14 protein-coding genes are annotated in these 15,068 nt (G+C 62.8%); 3 read left to right on the top strand and 11 right to left on the bottom strand.

Going from position 1 to position 15,068, the window contains the following annotated elements:
* The first annotated feature begins 123 nt into the window (after positions 1 to 123).
* Both GGR62_RS12130 and GGR62_RS12125 read left to right on the top strand, forming a co-directional pair.
* The gene (locus GGR62_RS12130; protein WP_184408149.1) at positions 124 to 1,251 is read left to right on the top strand and encodes a Cache 3/Cache 2 fusion domain-containing protein; all 1,128 of its coding nucleotides are present in this window, start codon (positions 124 to 126) and stop codon (positions 1,249 to 1,251) included.
* A 44-nt stretch (positions 1,252 to 1,295) separates the two neighbouring features.
* Positions 1,296 to 1,922, top strand: a complete 627-nt coding sequence (locus tag GGR62_RS12125) for a hypothetical protein (RefSeq protein ID WP_184408148.1) — start codon at positions 1,296 to 1,298, stop codon at positions 1,920 to 1,922.
* 264 nt (positions 1,923 to 2,186) lie between these two features.
* Here GGR62_RS12125 and guaA read toward each other — a convergent pair whose 3' ends face one another.
* The 3 genes from guaA to folD all read right to left on the bottom strand — a co-directional run bounded on the left by guaA (position 2,187) and on the right by folD (position 6,277).
* Positions 2,187 to 3,752, bottom strand: coding sequence for a glutamine-hydrolyzing GMP synthase (guaA, locus tag GGR62_RS12120; RefSeq protein WP_184408147.1), 1,566 nt, complete (start codon positions 3,750 to 3,752; stop codon positions 2,187 to 2,189).
* A 93-nt stretch (positions 3,753 to 3,845) separates the two neighbouring features.
* Positions 3,846 to 5,303: an IMP dehydrogenase gene (guaB, locus tag GGR62_RS12115; protein WP_184408146.1), complete on the bottom strand. Its 1,458-nt coding sequence runs from the start codon at positions 5,301 to 5,303 to the stop codon at positions 3,846 to 3,848.
* A gap of 92 nt (positions 5,304 to 5,395) precedes the next feature.
* On the bottom strand, positions 5,396 to 6,277 hold the full coding sequence (folD, locus tag GGR62_RS12110) for a bifunctional methylenetetrahydrofolate dehydrogenase/methenyltetrahydrofolate cyclohydrolase FolD (protein ID WP_184408145.1): 882 nt from the start codon (positions 6,275 to 6,277) through the stop codon (positions 5,396 to 5,398).
* Between the two features lie 49 nt (positions 6,278 to 6,326).
* On the opposite strand from folD, the gene GGR62_RS12105 reads away from it, so the two are divergent.
* Positions 6,327 to 6,647, top strand: coding sequence for a DUF1244 domain-containing protein (locus GGR62_RS12105; protein ID WP_184408144.1), 321 nt, complete (start codon positions 6,327 to 6,329; stop codon positions 6,645 to 6,647).
* 91 nt (positions 6,648 to 6,738) lie between these two features.
* On the opposite strand, the gene galU is transcribed toward GGR62_RS12105, so the two are convergent.
* The 8 genes from galU to cmk form a co-directional block, all read right to left on the bottom strand.
* A complete protein-coding gene (gene galU, locus GGR62_RS12100) occupies positions 6,739 to 7,632 on the bottom strand; it encodes a UTP--glucose-1-phosphate uridylyltransferase GalU (RefSeq protein WP_184408143.1) in 894 nt (297 codons plus the stop codon).
* A complete protein-coding gene (locus GGR62_RS12095) occupies positions 7,632 to 9,539 on the bottom strand; it encodes a nucleoside-diphosphate sugar epimerase/dehydratase (RefSeq protein ID WP_184408142.1) in 1,908 nt (635 codons plus the stop codon). Before GGR62_RS12095 ends, galU begins: the two co-directional genes overlap by 1 nt.
* A 13-nt stretch (positions 9,540 to 9,552) precedes the next feature.
* The gene (locus GGR62_RS12090) at positions 9,553 to 10,530 is read right to left on the bottom strand and encodes a lipopolysaccharide biosynthesis protein (protein WP_184408141.1); all 978 of its coding nucleotides are present in this window, start codon (positions 10,528 to 10,530) and stop codon (positions 9,553 to 9,555) included.
* The gene (gene lapB, locus GGR62_RS12085) at positions 10,530 to 11,708 is read right to left on the bottom strand and encodes a lipopolysaccharide assembly protein LapB (RefSeq protein WP_184408140.1); all 1,179 of its coding nucleotides are present in this window, start codon (positions 11,706 to 11,708) and stop codon (positions 10,530 to 10,532) included. The genes GGR62_RS12090 and lapB overlap by 1 nt, the downstream gene beginning before the upstream one ends.
* Before the next feature lie 6 nt (positions 11,709 to 11,714).
* The gene (locus GGR62_RS12080) at positions 11,715 to 12,020 is read right to left on the bottom strand and encodes a LapA family protein (RefSeq protein WP_184408139.1); all 306 of its coding nucleotides are present in this window, start codon (positions 12,018 to 12,020) and stop codon (positions 11,715 to 11,717) included.
* Positions 12,021 to 12,087: 67 nt separating this feature from the next.
* Positions 12,088 to 12,399 (bottom strand): integration host factor subunit beta, encoded by a 312-nt coding sequence (locus GGR62_RS12075; protein WP_002805779.1) that lies wholly within the window; start codon positions 12,397 to 12,399, stop codon positions 12,088 to 12,090.
* 88 nt (positions 12,400 to 12,487) lie between these two features.
* The gene (gene rpsA / locus GGR62_RS12070) at positions 12,488 to 14,173 is read right to left on the bottom strand and encodes a 30S ribosomal protein S1 (RefSeq protein WP_016903550.1); all 1,686 of its coding nucleotides are present in this window, start codon (positions 14,171 to 14,173) and stop codon (positions 12,488 to 12,490) included.
* 184 nt (positions 14,174 to 14,357) lie between these two features.
* Entirely contained in the window at positions 14,358 to 15,041 is a 684-nt protein-coding gene (gene cmk / locus GGR62_RS12065) for a (d)CMP kinase (RefSeq protein ID WP_184408138.1), read from the bottom strand.
* Between the last annotated feature and the right edge of the window lie 27 nt (positions 15,042 to 15,068).

Genomic DNA, 15,068 nt, shown 5'->3' with positions numbered 1-15,068 from the left:
CCGGCCGGCGGCGTGGGGTCACTTCAGCATCCTGCGTGACGGCCGATAACAGCCATGTCCGGCTGCGGCACTGCGCTGCGCCGGCGTAGATCCAATCATATAAACGCATTCAGGGGAATTGCGATGCTTCGTCACTCTTTGCGGGTGCGCCTGCTGTTGCCGGTGCTGGCCTTGGTATTGGTCGTGGTGGTGGCACTGACGGTCATTCTGGCCATTACCGAAGCCAACCGGGTCAGGTTCGAAGCCGGCGAATCGATCGAGCGTCAGTCGGTCTCCTTGCAGACGCTGTTCTCTGTCACCCGCGCCATGATGCTCGATCGCGTCAATTCGTCCATGCGCCAGCTGCGCAAGGAGGCTAACGCACAGGGCGCGGCAAGCCTCGGCAGCGAAGTGCGCGTTGCCGATCGCACTGCCAACGACCTGCTGCTGGGTCAGCGGTCGCAGGCCAATGTGTTCGGCATGCTCGACGATGTGACGTCCATCCACGAAGGCACCGCCACGTTGTTCTCGCACACCGGCGAAGAGTTCGTGCGCATCTCCACCAACGTCAAGAAGGACGATGGCAGCCGCGCCATCGGCACCGTGCTGGACCCCAACGGCAAGGCCGCCGCCAAGCTGCGCAACGGCGAAAGTTTTTACGGGGTGGTCGACATCCTCGGCAATCCGTACGTCACCGGCTACGAGCCGATTTTCGCCGGCAACGACAAGCGCGTCATCGGCGCCTGGTACGTCGGCTACAAGGCCGACACCCAGGCACTGGAAAACGTGATCGGCAGCCGACGCGTGCTCGACTCCGGCTTCATTGCCGTGTTCGACAGCAAGAACACGCTGCGCTTCCAATCCACCACCGGTGTCACCACCGACACCGCCACCATCGAGCGGATCGTCAAGGAAAGCCCGGACGACTGGGTCGTCATCAAACAGGACGTGCCCGACTGGGGCTTCACCCTAGTCTCGGCCTACCCGAAGAGCGACGTCAATCGCGTGATCGTGCGTCAATCGCTGTGGATCGCCGGCATCGGCCTGCTGGTCTGCGCCTTGCTGCTCGGCCTGCAATGGGCGCTGATCTGGAACCGCGTGCTGCGTCCGATCCAGCACTTGACCACCGTGGCCGAAGAGCTGAGCCTGGGCAAATGGAACCACACCATCGACGAGGTCAATCTCAAGGATGAAATCGGCACCCTGGCGCGCGCCATCTCCCGCCTCTCCAACAGTGTCCGGTTGGCCATGGAGCGCCTCAGCAAACGCTGAGCCGCTCCCGCCCATTCCGTACCAGATGCTGCAAGGGAGACGTCATGTCCACTGAATTTCGTCCGCTGATCGAGATCCTGCGCGAGCTCAAGGCGCTGGCATTGAAGAAGGCGTCCGGCTTTCTGTTCATCGTCACCGACGAAAACCATTCCTGCATCGTCCGCCTCAATGCCGGCCAGATCGAAGAAGTGGTGTTCCGCATGTTGCGCAATGATGAGGCAGTGCAACGCCTCACCATGGTCAATGCGGCCAAGGCCCGCTTTCAGGCCGATCCCGGCGTCGGCCTGGGCAAGCCCTCGCTGCTGAGCGAGGACTCGCGCCAGTGGTTGTTGGGCGGTTTCGAGCAGGATCTGGGTGGTGCGCCGGCTGCGCCGCGTGCAGCGGCAGCACCCGCAGCGGCCCCCGCTGCTGCAGCACCTGTCGCGGCAGCAAGTGCAGCGTCAGTTTCTGCAGACGGCGGCTCGGCACCGGACGATCGCGTCCGCGAAGCGCTGGAAAAAGTCGCGCTGAACTACCTCGGCCCGATCGCCGGCATGCTCTGCGACGAAGCCTGGGAGGCATCGAGCGATATCGAACAAGTCATCAATCAGCTTGGCGCCAATCTTTCCACCCCGCAGGAAACCCAGAAATTCATGGCCGAGGCGCGTCTGGCATTGGCCAAGGTCCGCTGACTGGTCGATGCACTAGACTCCGGATCAAACCGCGCATCGCGCAGTTTTTTACCGCATCGCCGCCACCTCCCGTTCGACTTGGCAGCGCACCGGGCATGTTCGGATTGGGTCGCGCGGATTGGATGTGGACGTCAGCGGCATGCAAACACGTGACCACCACCCAATCACCCCATGCATCGACGCATGGCGACGAGCGAAGCACTTCACGACACGACCGCACCAACAGAACGACAAAGGCGCCTGTCGGCGCCTTTGTCGTTCAACTCATTCCCACTCGATCGTCGCCGGCGGTTTGCCGGAGATGTCGTAGACCACGCGCGACACGCCGCGCAGCTCGTTGATGATGCGGTTGCTCACCGTGCCGAGGAAGTCGTACGGCAGATGCGCCCAGTGCGCGGTCATGAAGTCGATGGTTTCCACCGCGCGCAGCGCGATCACCCATTCGTAGGCGCGTGCGTCGCCGACCACGCCGACCGACTTCACCGGAAGAAACACTGCGAACGCCTGGCTGGTGGTGTCGTACAGATCGGCCTTGCGCAGTTCTTCGATGAAGATCGCATCGGCCTTGGCCAGCAGTTCGGCGTATTCGCGCTTCACTTCGCCCAGAATGCGCACGCCCAGGCCCGGGCCCGGGAACGGATGGCGATACACCATCGTGCGCGGCAGGCCGAGTTCGACGCCTAGGCGACGCACTTCGTCCTTGAACAACTCGCGCAACGGTTCGACCAGGCCCAGCTTCATGTGCTCGGGCAAACCACCGACGTTGTGGTGGCTCTTGATGACATGCGCCTTGCCGGTCTTGCTGCCGGCCGACTCGATGACGTCCGGATAGATCGTGCCCTGCGCCAGCCATTTGGCATTGGCCAGCTTGCTGGATTCTTCGTCGAAGATATCCACGAACAGGTTGCCGATGATCTTGCGCTTGGCTTCCGGGTCGCTGATGCCTTCGAGCTTGGCGAAATAGCGATCGGCCGCGTTGACGCGAATCACCTTGACACCCATGTGCTCGGCGAACATCGCCATCACCTGGTCGCCTTCCTGCCAGCGCAGCAGGCCGGTGTCGACGAACACGCAGGTCAGCTTGTCGCCGATCGCCTTGTGCAACAACGCCGCGACCACCGACGAATCGACGCCGCCGGACAGGCCAAGAATGACTTCGTCATCGCCTACCTGCTCGCGCACGCGTGCGATCTGGTCGTCGATGATGTTGGCTGCGGTCCACAAGGTCTGACAGCCGCAGACATCGACGACGAAGCGACGCAGCAGGGTCTGGCCCTGCAACGTGTGGGTGACTTCGGGGTGGAACTGCACGCCGTACCAGCGCTTGTCCTCGTTGGACATCGCCGCGACCGGAATACGGTCGGTCACCGCAGTGACCGTGAAGCCCGGCGGCACCTGCGACACGTGGTCGCCGTGGCTCATCCACACATTCAGGCGCGACGCGCCGGCATGATCGGTCAACCCTGCGAACAACGCATCGGCGGCCACCACATCGACTTCGGCATGACCGAATTCGCGCTGATCGGCCGCTTCGGTGGCGCCGCCCAATTGCGCAGCCAGGGTCTGCATGCCGTAGCAGATACCAAGCACCGGCAAGCCGCTGTCGAACACTTGCTGCGGCGCGACCGGCGCGCCCGGCAACGTGGTCGACTCAGGGCCGCCGGACAGGATGATGCCCTTGGCCCCAAAGGCAGCGATTTCCGACGGATCGTGATCCCAGGCCCAGATTTCGCAATACACCCCGATCTCGCGGATACGCCGTGCAATCAGCTGGGTGTATTGCGCGCCGAAATCGAGGATGAGGATCTTGTCGTGATGGATGTTGGTCATTGGCGCCGGGAATCGGGAACGGGGAATCGGGAATGGGCAAAGCGGCGCAGACGCTGGTTCATCGACTCCCGATTCCCCATTCACGCGCAGGCATCACCCCATGCGGTAATTCGGCGGTTCCTTGGTGATCTGCACGTCGTGGACATGGCTCTCGCGCTGGCCGGCACCGGTGATGGTGACGAACTTCGGCTTGGTGCGCATTTCCTCGATGGTCGCGCACCCCACATAGCCCATGGTGGCGCGCAGGCCGCCGATCAGCTGATGGACGATGCCACCGACCGGGCCGCGATACGGCACGCGCCCTTCGATGCCTTCCGGCACCAGCTTGTCGGCATCGCTGGAATCCTGGAAATAGCGGTCCTTGGACCCCTTCTCCATCGCCCCCAGGCTGCCCATGCCGCGGTAGCTCTTGTAGCTGCGACCCTGGAACAACTCGACCTCGCCCGGGGCTTCCTCGGTGCCGGCGAACAGGCCGCCGACCATCACCGTGGAGGCACCGGCGACCAGCGCCTTGCCGATGTCGCCGGAATAGCGGATGCCGCCGTCGGCGATCAGCGGAATCCGGTCCTGCAGCGCCTCGGCGACCATGTCCACCGCAGTGATCTGCGGCACGCCGACACCGGCGACCACGCGCGTGGTGCAGATCGAGCCAGGACCCACGCCGACCTTGACCGCGTCGGCACCGGCGTCCATCAGCGCCAGCGCGGCATCGCCGGTGACGATGTTGCCGCCGATCACCTGCAGCTGCGGATAGGTCTTCTTGACCCAGGCCACCCGATCGATCACGCCCTGCGAATGACCGTGCGCGGTATCGACGATGACCACGTCCACGCCCGCCGCAGCCAGCAATTCGATGCGCTGTTCGGTATCGCCGCCGACACCGACCGCCGCGCCGACCAACAGGCGCGTGGACGCGTCCTTGGCGGCATTGGGATTGTCGGTTTTCTTCTGGATGTCCTTGACCGTGATCAGGCCGCGCAGCTCGAAGCTGTCGTTGACCACCAGGATCTTTTCGATGCGGTTGCGATGCAGCAGCTCCAGCACTTCCTCATCGCTGGCGCCTTCGCGCACGGTGATCAGGCGATCCTTCTTGGTCATGATGTGGCGGACCGGATCGTCGAGCTTCTTCTCGAAGCGCATATCGCGGCTGGTGACGATGCCGACCAGTTCGCTGCCATCCACCACCGGCACACCGGAGATGTTGCGCGCGCGGGTCAGCTTGAGCACCTCGCCGATGGTCGTGTCCGGGCTCACCGTGAACGGCTCGGTGATCACGCCGGACTCGAACTTCTTGACCCGGGCCACCTCGCCCGCCTGCTGCGCCGGGGTCAGGTTCTTGTGGATGATGCCGATGCCGCCCAACTGGGCCATGGCCACCGCCAGACGGTGTTCGGTCACTGTGTCCATCGCGGCCGAGAGAATCGGCAGTTTCAGGCGCAGATCGCGCGTCAGCCGGGTTTCCAGGCTGACGTCCTTGGGCAGGACGATCGAATGAGCGGGGACGAGCGAAACGTCGTCGTAGGTAAGAGCTTCAGCCTGGATGCGGAGCATCGGCGGACCCGAGTTTGGGGAAGCGCGGCATTTTACCCTGAAAGCCTTCACGAAGACACCACGCAGCCGCAATGCTGCGTTACGTCCGCAGCTCAGCCAGCCGCGTCGGCCGCCTCCAGGGTGTTCTGCATCAACGTGGCCACCGTCATCGGCCCTACCCCGCCCGGGACCGGGGTAATCCACGCGGCGCGCTGCGCTGCGGCGTCGAAACCGACATCGCCGACCAGGCGCCCGTCATCCAGCCGATTGATGCCCACATCGATCACCACTGCACCCGGCTTGACCCAGTCGCCGGGAATCAGGCCAGGGCGGCCCACCGCCACCACCAGGATGTCGGCATTGCGCACGCTGGCCTCCAGCACATCGGCCGGGGTGAACTTGTGGCAGCTGGTCACCGTGCAGCCGGCGATCAACAGCTCCAACCCCATCGGCCGACCCACATGGTTGCTCACGCCTACGATGGTCGCATTACGTCCGCGCACCGGCTGGTCGGTATGCCCGAGCAGGGTCACGATGCCGCGCGGCGTGCAGGGGCGCAGGCCGAATTCGCGCAATGCCAGGTGCCCGACATTCTGCGGATGGAAGCCATCCACGTCCTTGCGTGGATCGATACGCTGGATCAGGCGGTTGGCATCGGGAATGCCGGGCAGCGGCAACTGGATCAGGATGCCGTGGATCTTGGGATCGGCATTGAGCTGGTCGATCAGCTTCGCCAACTCGGCTTCGCTGGTGCCCTGCGGCAAGTCGTAATCGAAGGCTTCGATGCCGACCTTCTCCGCCGCACGCCGCTTGTTGCGCACATACACCGACGAGGCAGGATCGCCACCGACCAACACCACCGCCAATCCGGGGCGGGCCTTGCCGGCGGCCAGACGCGCATCCACCCGCAGTTTCAGTCCGTCGAGCAATTCCTCGGCGATACGGCGACCATCGAGAAGGCGGGCCGAAGCACGGGCTGGCGCGGAAGCGGTCATGGGGCGTCGGGTGTAGAGTCGAAGGCCGCCTATTGTCCCCGATTCCGCCATGACCGACACCACCTCGATATCAGATTCAACCACGGCCATCGAAGCGGCCGCATTTCGCCGGCTGTTGCAACATCTCAACCAGGAGCGGCCCGATGTGCAGAACATCGATCTGATGATCCTGGCCGGCTTCTGCCGCAATTGCCTGGGCGACTGGTACCGCGAAGCGGCCGAGGCGCAAGGCCATGCGATGAGCAAGGAACAGGCGCGCGAAGCGGTCTACGGCATGCCGTTTGCGCAATGGAAGCAGCAGCATCAAAAAGAGGCTACGCCCGAGCAGCTGGATGCCTTTGCAGCCGCACAGCGCAAGCACGCACCATGACGCTTCGAACGCGCCTGTGATACGGCGGGTAACGCAAAACAAAAAAAAGCGGCGCCGTGAGGCGCCGCTTTTTGGTTGCATCGTGCGCGGATCAACCGCGTGCGTCGGCCTCAGCCAGCGCGTTGCGCAGAATCTCCTTGGCCGGCCCACCATGCTTTTCGTGTTCGAGTGCGAAATGCACCGTGGCCTCGATCAGACCAATGTGTGCGCCGCAGTCGAAACGACGTCCCTCGAAGCGGTATGCGTCCACGGTTTCCTGCTGCAACAGCCCGGCAATCGCATCGGTCAGCTGGATCTCGCCACCCGCGCCGGCGCCGGTTTCTTCGAGCAATTCGAAAATCTTCGGGCTCAGCACATAGCGGCCGACCACTGCCAGATTGCTCGGTGCAACTTCCGGCTTGGGCTTTTCGACAATGGCATTGATGCGCCCCTTGCGGCCATCGAATGCGTCGGTCGCCACGATGCCATAGCTGGCGGTCTTGTCGTGCGGCACGTCCTCCACGGCGATGACGCTACCACCGGAGGCTTCGGCCACATCGGCCATCTGGGTCAATGCGCCATCGCCCCGATTCCAGATCAGATCGTCCGGCAGCAACACCGCGAACGGCTCGTCACCGACCACCGCCTTGGCACACAGAACCGCGTGGCCCAGGCCAAGCGCTTCGGCCTGCGTCACGAAGATGGCGCGTACGCCTTCCGGCAATGCATTGCGCACCAACTCCAATTGCTCCAGCTTGCCGGCGCGTTCGAGCTTTTGTTCCAGCTCGTAAGCCTTGTCGAAGTAGTCGGCGATCGAGTGCTTGTAGCGATTGGTCACGAAGATCAGCGTATCGCAACCGGCCTGGATGGCCTCGTCGACGGCATACTGGATCAACGGTTTGTCGATGATTGGCAGCATTTCTTTCGGAACCGTTTTGGTCGCCGGAAGAAAGCGGGTCCCAAGACCTGCGACGGGGAATACGGCCTTGCGAATACGCTTGCTCATTAAAGTCTTCTGACCTCACGTGCGGGGAATGGAACGACCGTATCAGATCGCGTGTCGACTTTCCGTCTAGCCGCTGCAAAATCCGGCATCAGACTACCCAGCACCGTCTCCATCGCGTTGACGTCATAGCGATTGACCGCCTCACGTAAACGCGTCACCAGTTGCAAGACCTGCTCGTGCGAAAACTCGCGCACGCCCGCCTCCAGAATCTTGGGATGTGCGGTCGGGCGATAGTCTTCGTCCGAATAAAATAGTGTCTCGTGCAACTTTTCGCCCGGGCGAAGGCCCGTGTAGAGAATCGCGACATCCTTGCCCGGCTGCTTGCCGGCAAGCCGAATCATCTGCTCGGCCAGCAAGCGGATCGGCACCGGCTCGCCCATGTCCAACGTGTAGATCGCACCATGCGAGGCGGATGCCGCAGCCTGCACCACCAACTGGCAGGCTTCCGGGATGGTCATGAAATAGCGCGTCACATCCGGATGCGTCACGGTGACCGGGCCGCCCTGACGAATCTGCTCGCGGAACAGTGGCACCACGCTGCCGGCCGAGTCCAGCACATTGCCAAAGCGCACAGTGATGAAGCGCGTCGGCGCGTCCCGCGCATCGAGGCTCTGGCAGATCATTTCGGCATAGCGCTTGCTCGCGCCCAGCACGTTGACCGGCTCGACGGCCTTGTCGGTGGAAATGAACACGAAGGTTTCGATGCGTGCACGCTGACAGGCACGGGCAACGTTCTCGGTTGCCAGCACATTGTTGCGGACCGCTTCGCGTAACTGCTCTTCCAGCAGTGGCACCTGCTTGTATGCGGCGGCATGGAAGACGGCGTCCGGGGTGGCGATCTTGAGCGCATGCGCGACCACCGCCGGATCGCCGCAATCGCCCAGTACACGAACGACCTCGATATCTGGAAACAACCGCCGCAGGTCCGAATCGATCGTCAACAGCGCCAGCTCGTCGATCTCCAGCAGCACGATGCGACGCGCCCCGTGACGCGCGCACTGCCGGCACACTTCCGAGCCGATCGAGCCGCCGGCCCCGGTCACCATGACCGTCTTGCTGGTCAGCCAATCGCGGATCAGCCGCCAATCGGGCGTGACCGGCTTGCGATTGAGCAGGTCTTCAATGGCAACCTCCTTCAACTCGCCAGGCAATGAACGCCCTTCCAGCACGTTGATCAGCTTGGGCACCATCCGGAACGGCAGGCCGGTGCTTTCGCAAATCGCCACGAGGCGCTGCATGCCGGAGGCATCCAACGAGGGAATGGCGATCACCAGCAGCTTTGCAGCCGTTTCCTTGGCGATGGCCGCGGCCTGGTCCAGATTGCCCAATACGTTCAGACCCTGGATCTTGGCGCCATGCAGATTGCTGGCGTCGTCCAGATAGCCGACCGGCACGAACGCACCGGTACGGCGAAGATCGCGCACCAGCCCCTCGGCGGCACGTCCGGCGCCCAGGATCAGGACGCGTTGCGCAGCGTCGCCGGAGTGCGCGATCTGATAGTCCTTCCAGGCCCGATACAACAGCCGTGGCGTTCCCAGCAATGCCGACAATGCAAACGGATAGACAACCAACACCGACAGCGGCACGCCGTCCAGGCGATCGTAGGAGAGCGCCAATACGATCGCGACCAAGCCAAGAAAACTCGACTTGAAGATGTTCCAGAGGTCTGGCACCGAGGCGAAGCGCCACAGCCCGCGATACAGCCCCATCTTCCAGAACACCAGCCCTTGCGCGATCAGCACGATCGCAGTGTGCCAGTCCCACAAGGGAAGCCCCGGCGCCTCGCGCAACATCGAATAGCGGCCGGCGTGCAGCAACTGCCAGCACACCCACACCATCAGCAGGTCGTGTGTCACTACTGCCGCTTGCGGCAAGGCTCTGGTCAAACGGTCACGCCAGGAAATCATAAAAGTCCATTGCTCAGAAATTGCGCAGTCCATCGCGCAGAAAATGCCAGATCGCGGTCATGCCTGCACTCCAGACCATGGCTGCGAGAACCTGGAGCAGAAACGCATCATGGCGGATTACCACATACAAGCAGACTGTAGCGACGCTGAAAGCGAAGTAAACGCCTGTTACCGGGACGTGCGTCTCAAGCCTGCGCGCCAGGCGCTGATAGACATGCTGAGCATGAGGCTCCCACCAGCGCTGCCTGTCGAGCATGCGAGACAGCAGCGTGAAGCCGGCGTCCACAAGAAAGGCAGTCAACGGCAACCAGCTGATCCACCAGGTCACTTGCCCGCTCGCCACGTTGAGCGCGAGCAATGCAGCCAGCACATATCCAAGCCCACCGCTGCCGCCATCGCCGAGGAAAATGCGCGCGCGTGGAAAATTGAACGGAAGAAATCCCAGGCAGGATGCCGCCACTGCAAGACCGGCCAAGCCCCATGAACCGGGGGCAACAGCGGCGAACGCCAGTGCGGCCAAGGCGGCCTGACTGGCAGCAAGACCGTTGATGCCATCCATGAAATTCCAGACATTGATCAGCACCACCGATGCTGCTGCGCCGAGCACGCCATCCCACACGTTGCCGGTGCAGTCACCCACCAACACGCCCAACGACGCCGATGCGGTCAGATGAATCGCAAAACGCAGCCTGGCCGACAACGGCCGATGGTCATCCCACCAGCCCACCCCCGCCACCAGTACCAGACCGGCCGCAAACCAGCCGATGATCAGGCGCGCATCCGGCCACACCGTTGCCGCAGTCACGCAACTCAGCAGGATTGCCGCCACGATCGCCATGCCGCCGCCGCGCGGCGTTGCCACCCTGTGGCTACGGCGCTCACCCGGGTGGTCGAGCAAGCGGCGATGCAGCGCGTAGCGCCGCAGCAACCAGGTTCCCAGGGCTGCGATCGTCAGATGCAACAGGCACCACCACAGCCAGGCCTGCGGCATCAGACCACCGCGTAGTTCAACAGCGGCTTGACCGTACCCCACTCCTTGCAGCTCGGGCATTGCCAGTGGTGCGTCTTGGCACCAAAGCCGCAGCGCGTGCAGCGATAACTCGGATTGCGCACCAGCAACTGGTCAGTGATGTGCTTGAGATCCTGCAGCGTGCCGACCGGGTCACTACCTTCGGCCAGGGTAAGGTCGATCAATGCGGACTCACCACGTACCGACGGCCGATCCTTGAGCTGACGGCCCAGGTAGGCCAGCGCAGGCGCCACGCCATCCTGCGCTTCCATCAGCTGCGTCAGCGCCAGCACCGGCGCGATACCGCGATAGTGTTCGGTCATCTCGGACAGGAAGTTACGTGCGCCCGCGATGTCGCCGACCCGGCGATAAGCGGCCATCAGTGCAGGAATGATCTCTGGCAGATATTCCGGATCATGCCGGGCGGCGCGCTCGAAGGCGCGCACGGCCGCTTCGTCATGTCCACGCTCGGCTTCGATGCGTCCTTCCAGAATGCCCGCGCGCACGGAAGTGCCATCGGCCTGATAGGCGCGTGCGATCGCCTGCAACGCTTCATCGGTCTTGTTCACGCCGCGATAGCGATCCGCCAGCTCGCACTGGAACTGGGAGATCAGCTTGCCCATCGGCTCGCCGGTCACTTCTTCGTAGCGGGTGGCGTTGTCGATCGCCTTTTCCCAATCGCGTTCGGCCTGATAGATGCCGATCAGATGGCGCAGCGCTTGCGGGGCGCGTTGATCCAGCTGGGCCAACTCGGTGAACACGGTTTCGGCACGATCCAGCAGACCGGATTTCATGTAGTCCTCGCCCAACGCCAGCAAGGCCTGGACGCGCTGCTGATCGGTCAGGTCGGCGCGTTGCACCAGACCCTGGTGCAAGCGGATGGCGCGATCGACTTCACCGCGACGCCGGAACAGATGCCCCAACGCGACCTGGGTCTCGAAGGTTTCCTTGTCCAGCTCGGCGATATGCAAAAACAACTCGATCGCCTTGTCCGGCTGCTCGTTGAGCAGATAGTTCAGACCGCGAAAGTACGTACTGGACAGGCGGCTGACCTGCGTATCTCCATGCCGTTGACCGCCACGACGGCCAACGATCCAGCCACCCAGTGCCGCCACTGGCACGAACAGGAAGAACCAGATCCATTCGGTCAGAAAGTCCATACGCGCTTACAGTCCATCAAAGGGGCGCGGCTCGACTGCGGCAGGCGTGATGGGCCTGGCGTCGGCGCGACTGACCGCTACAGCCTTGTTGGCCTGGCGCAGTTTGGAATAGAGGGGAATCACCACACTCACCAGCACCATGCCGGCGCCGATCAACACACCGACCAGCAACGCGACGATGATCGCGATTCCGGACGTGGTATGCACACTTGAGAACAGAAAATCGAGGGTAATGTCCTGGGAATTGACCGCGCCGATGATCAGACCGACCAACAGAAAGGCCAACATCACCAGCAAGCGAAACACCTTCATGGCCAGACTCCGTCGGAAAGGGGTTTAGCTTAACCGAGCCGGCATAAACGCAGCGGCAGAACGGTCTTTAGTCAGCTGCATCGGCCAGATCGACCGGGACCACAGAGCTGACACGCTCACGCAATTCCTTGCCTGGCTTGAAGTGTGGAACATGCTTGCCCGGCAACGCGACCGACTCACCGGTCTTGGGATTACGGCCAAGGCGTGGCGGGCGGTAGTGCAGCGAGAAGCTGCCGAACCCGCGAATTTCGATCCGATCACCATCGGAGAGCGCCTGCCCCATCATTTCCAGCAGCGACTTCACTGCCAGATCCACGTCGTCCGACTTCAGATGCGCTTGACGTCGCGCCAGGATTTCAATCAATTCGGACTTGGTCATGGGAAAACTTGCTTTTTTCGACTGACACATCGGAATCGGCCCGGGCATGCCCGGGCCGATCCATCACGCTCTTGCGAGCGCTACGCGCTTACTCGGACTTGTTGCTGTTCAACTGTGCACGCAGCAGCGCGCCCAGCTGAGTCATGCCGCCCGACGCAGCGGAGGACTGATATTCCTCCAGCGTCTCGCGCATTTCGGCGTCGTCCTTGGCCTTGATCGACAGCTGCAGGGTACGGCCCTTGCGGTCCATGCCCACGAACTTGGCTTCGATCTTGTCGCCAACCTTCAGGTGCTGGGTGGCATCGTCGACGCGCTCGTTGGCAATGTCGCGTGCAGCGACGTAGCCCTCGATGCCGTCGGCCAGGTCGATCGTGGCGCCCTTGGCATCCACTTCACGCACAACGCCTTCGACCTTCGAACCCTTCGGGTTGGACGCCATGTACTGACCGAACGGATCCTGCTCCAGCTGCTTGACGCCCAGGCTGATGCGCTCGCGTTCCGGGTCCACTGCCAGCACGACGGCTTCCAGCGTGTCGCCCTTCTTGTAGTTACGCACGACATCTTCGCCGGTGGTGTTCCAGCTGATGTCGGACAGGTGCACCAGACCGTCGATGCCACCGTCCAGACCGATGAAGATGCCGAAGTCGGTGATCGACTTGATCTGACCGGACACCTTGTCGTTCTTCTTGTGGGTCGCAGCGAAGGTTTCCCACGGATTGGCGGCAACCTGCTTCATGCCCAACGAGATGCGGCGACGCTCCTCATCCACATCCAGCACCATCACTTCGACTTCGTCACCAACCTGCACAACCTTGGACGGGTTGACGTTCTTGTTGGTCCAATCCATCTCGGAGACGTGCACCAGACCTTCGACGCCCGGCTCGATCTCGACGAATGCGCCGTAATCGGTGACGTTGGAGACCTTGCCGAACACGCGGCTGTTGGCCGGGTAACGACGCGCGATGTTGTCCCACGGATCTTCGCCCAGCTGCTTCAGGCCGAGGCTGACGCGGTTACGCTCGCGATCGAACTTCAGCACGCGCACGTCGAGCTCGTCGCCGACGTTGACGACTTCGGACGGATGGCGCACGCGCTTCCAGGCCATGTCGGTAATGTGCAGCAGGCCGTCGATACCGCCCAGGTCCACGAATGCGCCGTAATCGGTCAGGTTCTTGACGACACCCTTCAGGATCGCGCCTTCCTGCAGCTTGTCCATCAGCTGCTCGCGCTCTTCCGAATGCTCGCTCTCGACCACTGCACGACGCGAAACCACCACGTTGTTGCGCTTGCGGTCCAGCTTGATCAGCTTGAACTCGAGTTCCTTACCTTCCAGGTAGGCCGGGTCGCGCACCGGGCGCACATCCACCAGCGAACCGGGCAGGAACGCGCGGACATCCTTGATGTCCACGGTGAAACCACCCTTGACCTTGCCACTGATGCGGCCGGTGATGGTTTCGTTCTTCTCCAACGCCTCTTCCAGCTCGTCCCACACCATTGCGCGCTTGGCCTTCTCGCGCGACAGCACGGTTTCGCCGAAGCCGTTTTCGATGGAGTCGAGGGCAACCTTGACCTGGTCGCCCACGCCGACATCGATTTCGCCAGCGTCGTTACGGAACTGCTCGATCGGCACAATGCCTTCGGACTTCAGGCCAGCGTTGATCACCACCACGTCGCCGCGCACTTCCACGACGGTACCGGTGACAATGGAGCCCGGCTTCAGCTTCGCCAGATTGGCTTGGCTGGCTTCGAACAGTTCGGCAAAAGATTCTGTCATTTGGAATTTACTCAGTTGAACACACGGGGGTCGATCGTCGCCTGGCGACTGATACGTACCGCCCAGCCTGTTGGTCGACCCCGGACAGCGAGTCGGTTAAGTAGTCATAGAACCGCCACACGGGATGTGCGGCGGAGCCTTGGAACGCCTTACGGTCGGCGGGACATGCCCGCTTGCGGAACGCTTACGACGACGTGTGAGGAGCTAACAACCCCACCACACGTTGGACGACATCCTCGATCCCCATTCCGCTGGTATCGATCAGCACGGCGTCTTCGGCCGGCCGCAATGGCGCCACCACCCGCTGCGCATCACGGGCATCTCGAGCCATGATCTCGCGCAGCAGGTCGTCAAAGATAACCGAAACACCCTTTTCCATCAACTGTTTATGGCGACGACCCGCGCGTTCCTCGGCACTGGCGGTCAGGAAGACCTTGTATGCGGCGTTCGGGAAGATCACCGTCCCCATGTCGCGCCCGTCCGCGACCAGCCCGGGCGCGCGCCTGAATGCGCGCTGGCGCTCCTTCAGGGCACTGCGCACCTCGGGAATGGCGGCGATCGCCGACGCCAATGCGCCAGTGGTTTCCAGGCGCAATTCGCTGGTGGCATCCACGCCGTTGACCAGCACCCGCAGCCCCGCCTCGCCCGCGTCGTCGAACTCCACCTTGGTATCGAAGGTGCAGCGCACCAGCGCGGCCTGGTCGGAGACGTCCAGATCGGCCCAGCTCGCCGCCACGCCCACCGCGCGATACAGTGCGCCCGAATCGAGGTAGTGCCAGCCCAACCGGGCGGCCACGATCCGGCTCACGGTCCCCTTGCCGGCGCCGGAGGGACCATCGATGGTGAGGACGGGCGAAAGGTCGGTCATTCAGGTTTCCGGAAGGTCAACAGCCGC

The sequence above is a fragment of the Xanthomonas sp. 3075 genome (genome assembly GCF_014197275.1).
In the GTDB taxonomy this organism is placed as follows: Bacteria; Pseudomonadota; Gammaproteobacteria; order Xanthomonadales; family Xanthomonadaceae; genus Xanthomonas; species Xanthomonas campestris_B.
The sequence above is the reverse complement of the archived record's forward strand: the minus strand, read 5'-3'. Positions and strand labels throughout refer to the sequence as shown.

Coding starts and splice junctions, on each gene's coding strand:
- GGR62_RS12130 (WP_184408149.1), top strand. CDS start 124: ATGCTTCGTCACTCTTTGCGGGTGCGCCTGCTGTTGCCGGTGCTGGCC.
- GGR62_RS12125 (WP_184408148.1), top strand. CDS start 1,296: ATGTCCACTGAATTTCGTCCGCTGATCGAGATCCTGCGCGAGCTCAAG.
- guaA (WP_184408147.1), bottom strand. CDS start 3,752: ATGACCAACATCCATCACGACAAGATCCTCATCCTCGATTTCGGCGCG.
- guaB (WP_184408146.1), bottom strand. CDS start 5,303: ATGCTCCGCATCCAGGCTGAAGCTCTTACCTACGACGACGTTTCGCTC.
- folD (WP_184408145.1), bottom strand. CDS start 6,277: ATGACCGCTTCCGCGCCAGCCCGTGCTTCGGCCCGCCTTCTCGATGGT.
- GGR62_RS12105 (WP_184408144.1), top strand. CDS start 6,327: ATGACCGACACCACCTCGATATCAGATTCAACCACGGCCATCGAAGCG.
- galU (WP_184408143.1), bottom strand. CDS start 7,632: ATGAGCAAGCGTATTCGCAAGGCCGTATTCCCCGTCGCAGGTCTTGGG.
- GGR62_RS12095 (WP_184408142.1), bottom strand. CDS start 9,539: ATGATTTCCTGGCGTGACCGTTTGACCAGAGCCTTGCCGCAAGCGGCA.
- GGR62_RS12090 (WP_184408141.1), bottom strand. CDS start 10,530: ATGCCGCAGGCCTGGCTGTGGTGGTGCCTGTTGCATCTGACGATCGCA.
- lapB (WP_184408140.1), bottom strand. CDS start 11,708: ATGGACTTTCTGACCGAATGGATCTGGTTCTTCCTGTTCGTGCCAGTG.
- GGR62_RS12080 (WP_184408139.1), bottom strand. CDS start 12,020: ATGAAGGTGTTTCGCTTGCTGGTGATGTTGGCCTTTCTGTTGGTCGGT.
- GGR62_RS12075 (WP_002805779.1), bottom strand. CDS start 12,399: ATGACCAAGTCCGAATTGATTGAAATCCTGGCGCGACGTCAAGCGCAT.
- rpsA (WP_016903550.1), bottom strand. CDS start 14,173: ATGACAGAATCTTTTGCCGAACTGTTCGAAGCCAGCCAAGCCAATCTG.
- cmk (WP_184408138.1), bottom strand. CDS start 15,041: ATGACCGACCTTTCGCCCGTCCTCACCATCGATGGTCCCTCCGGCGCC.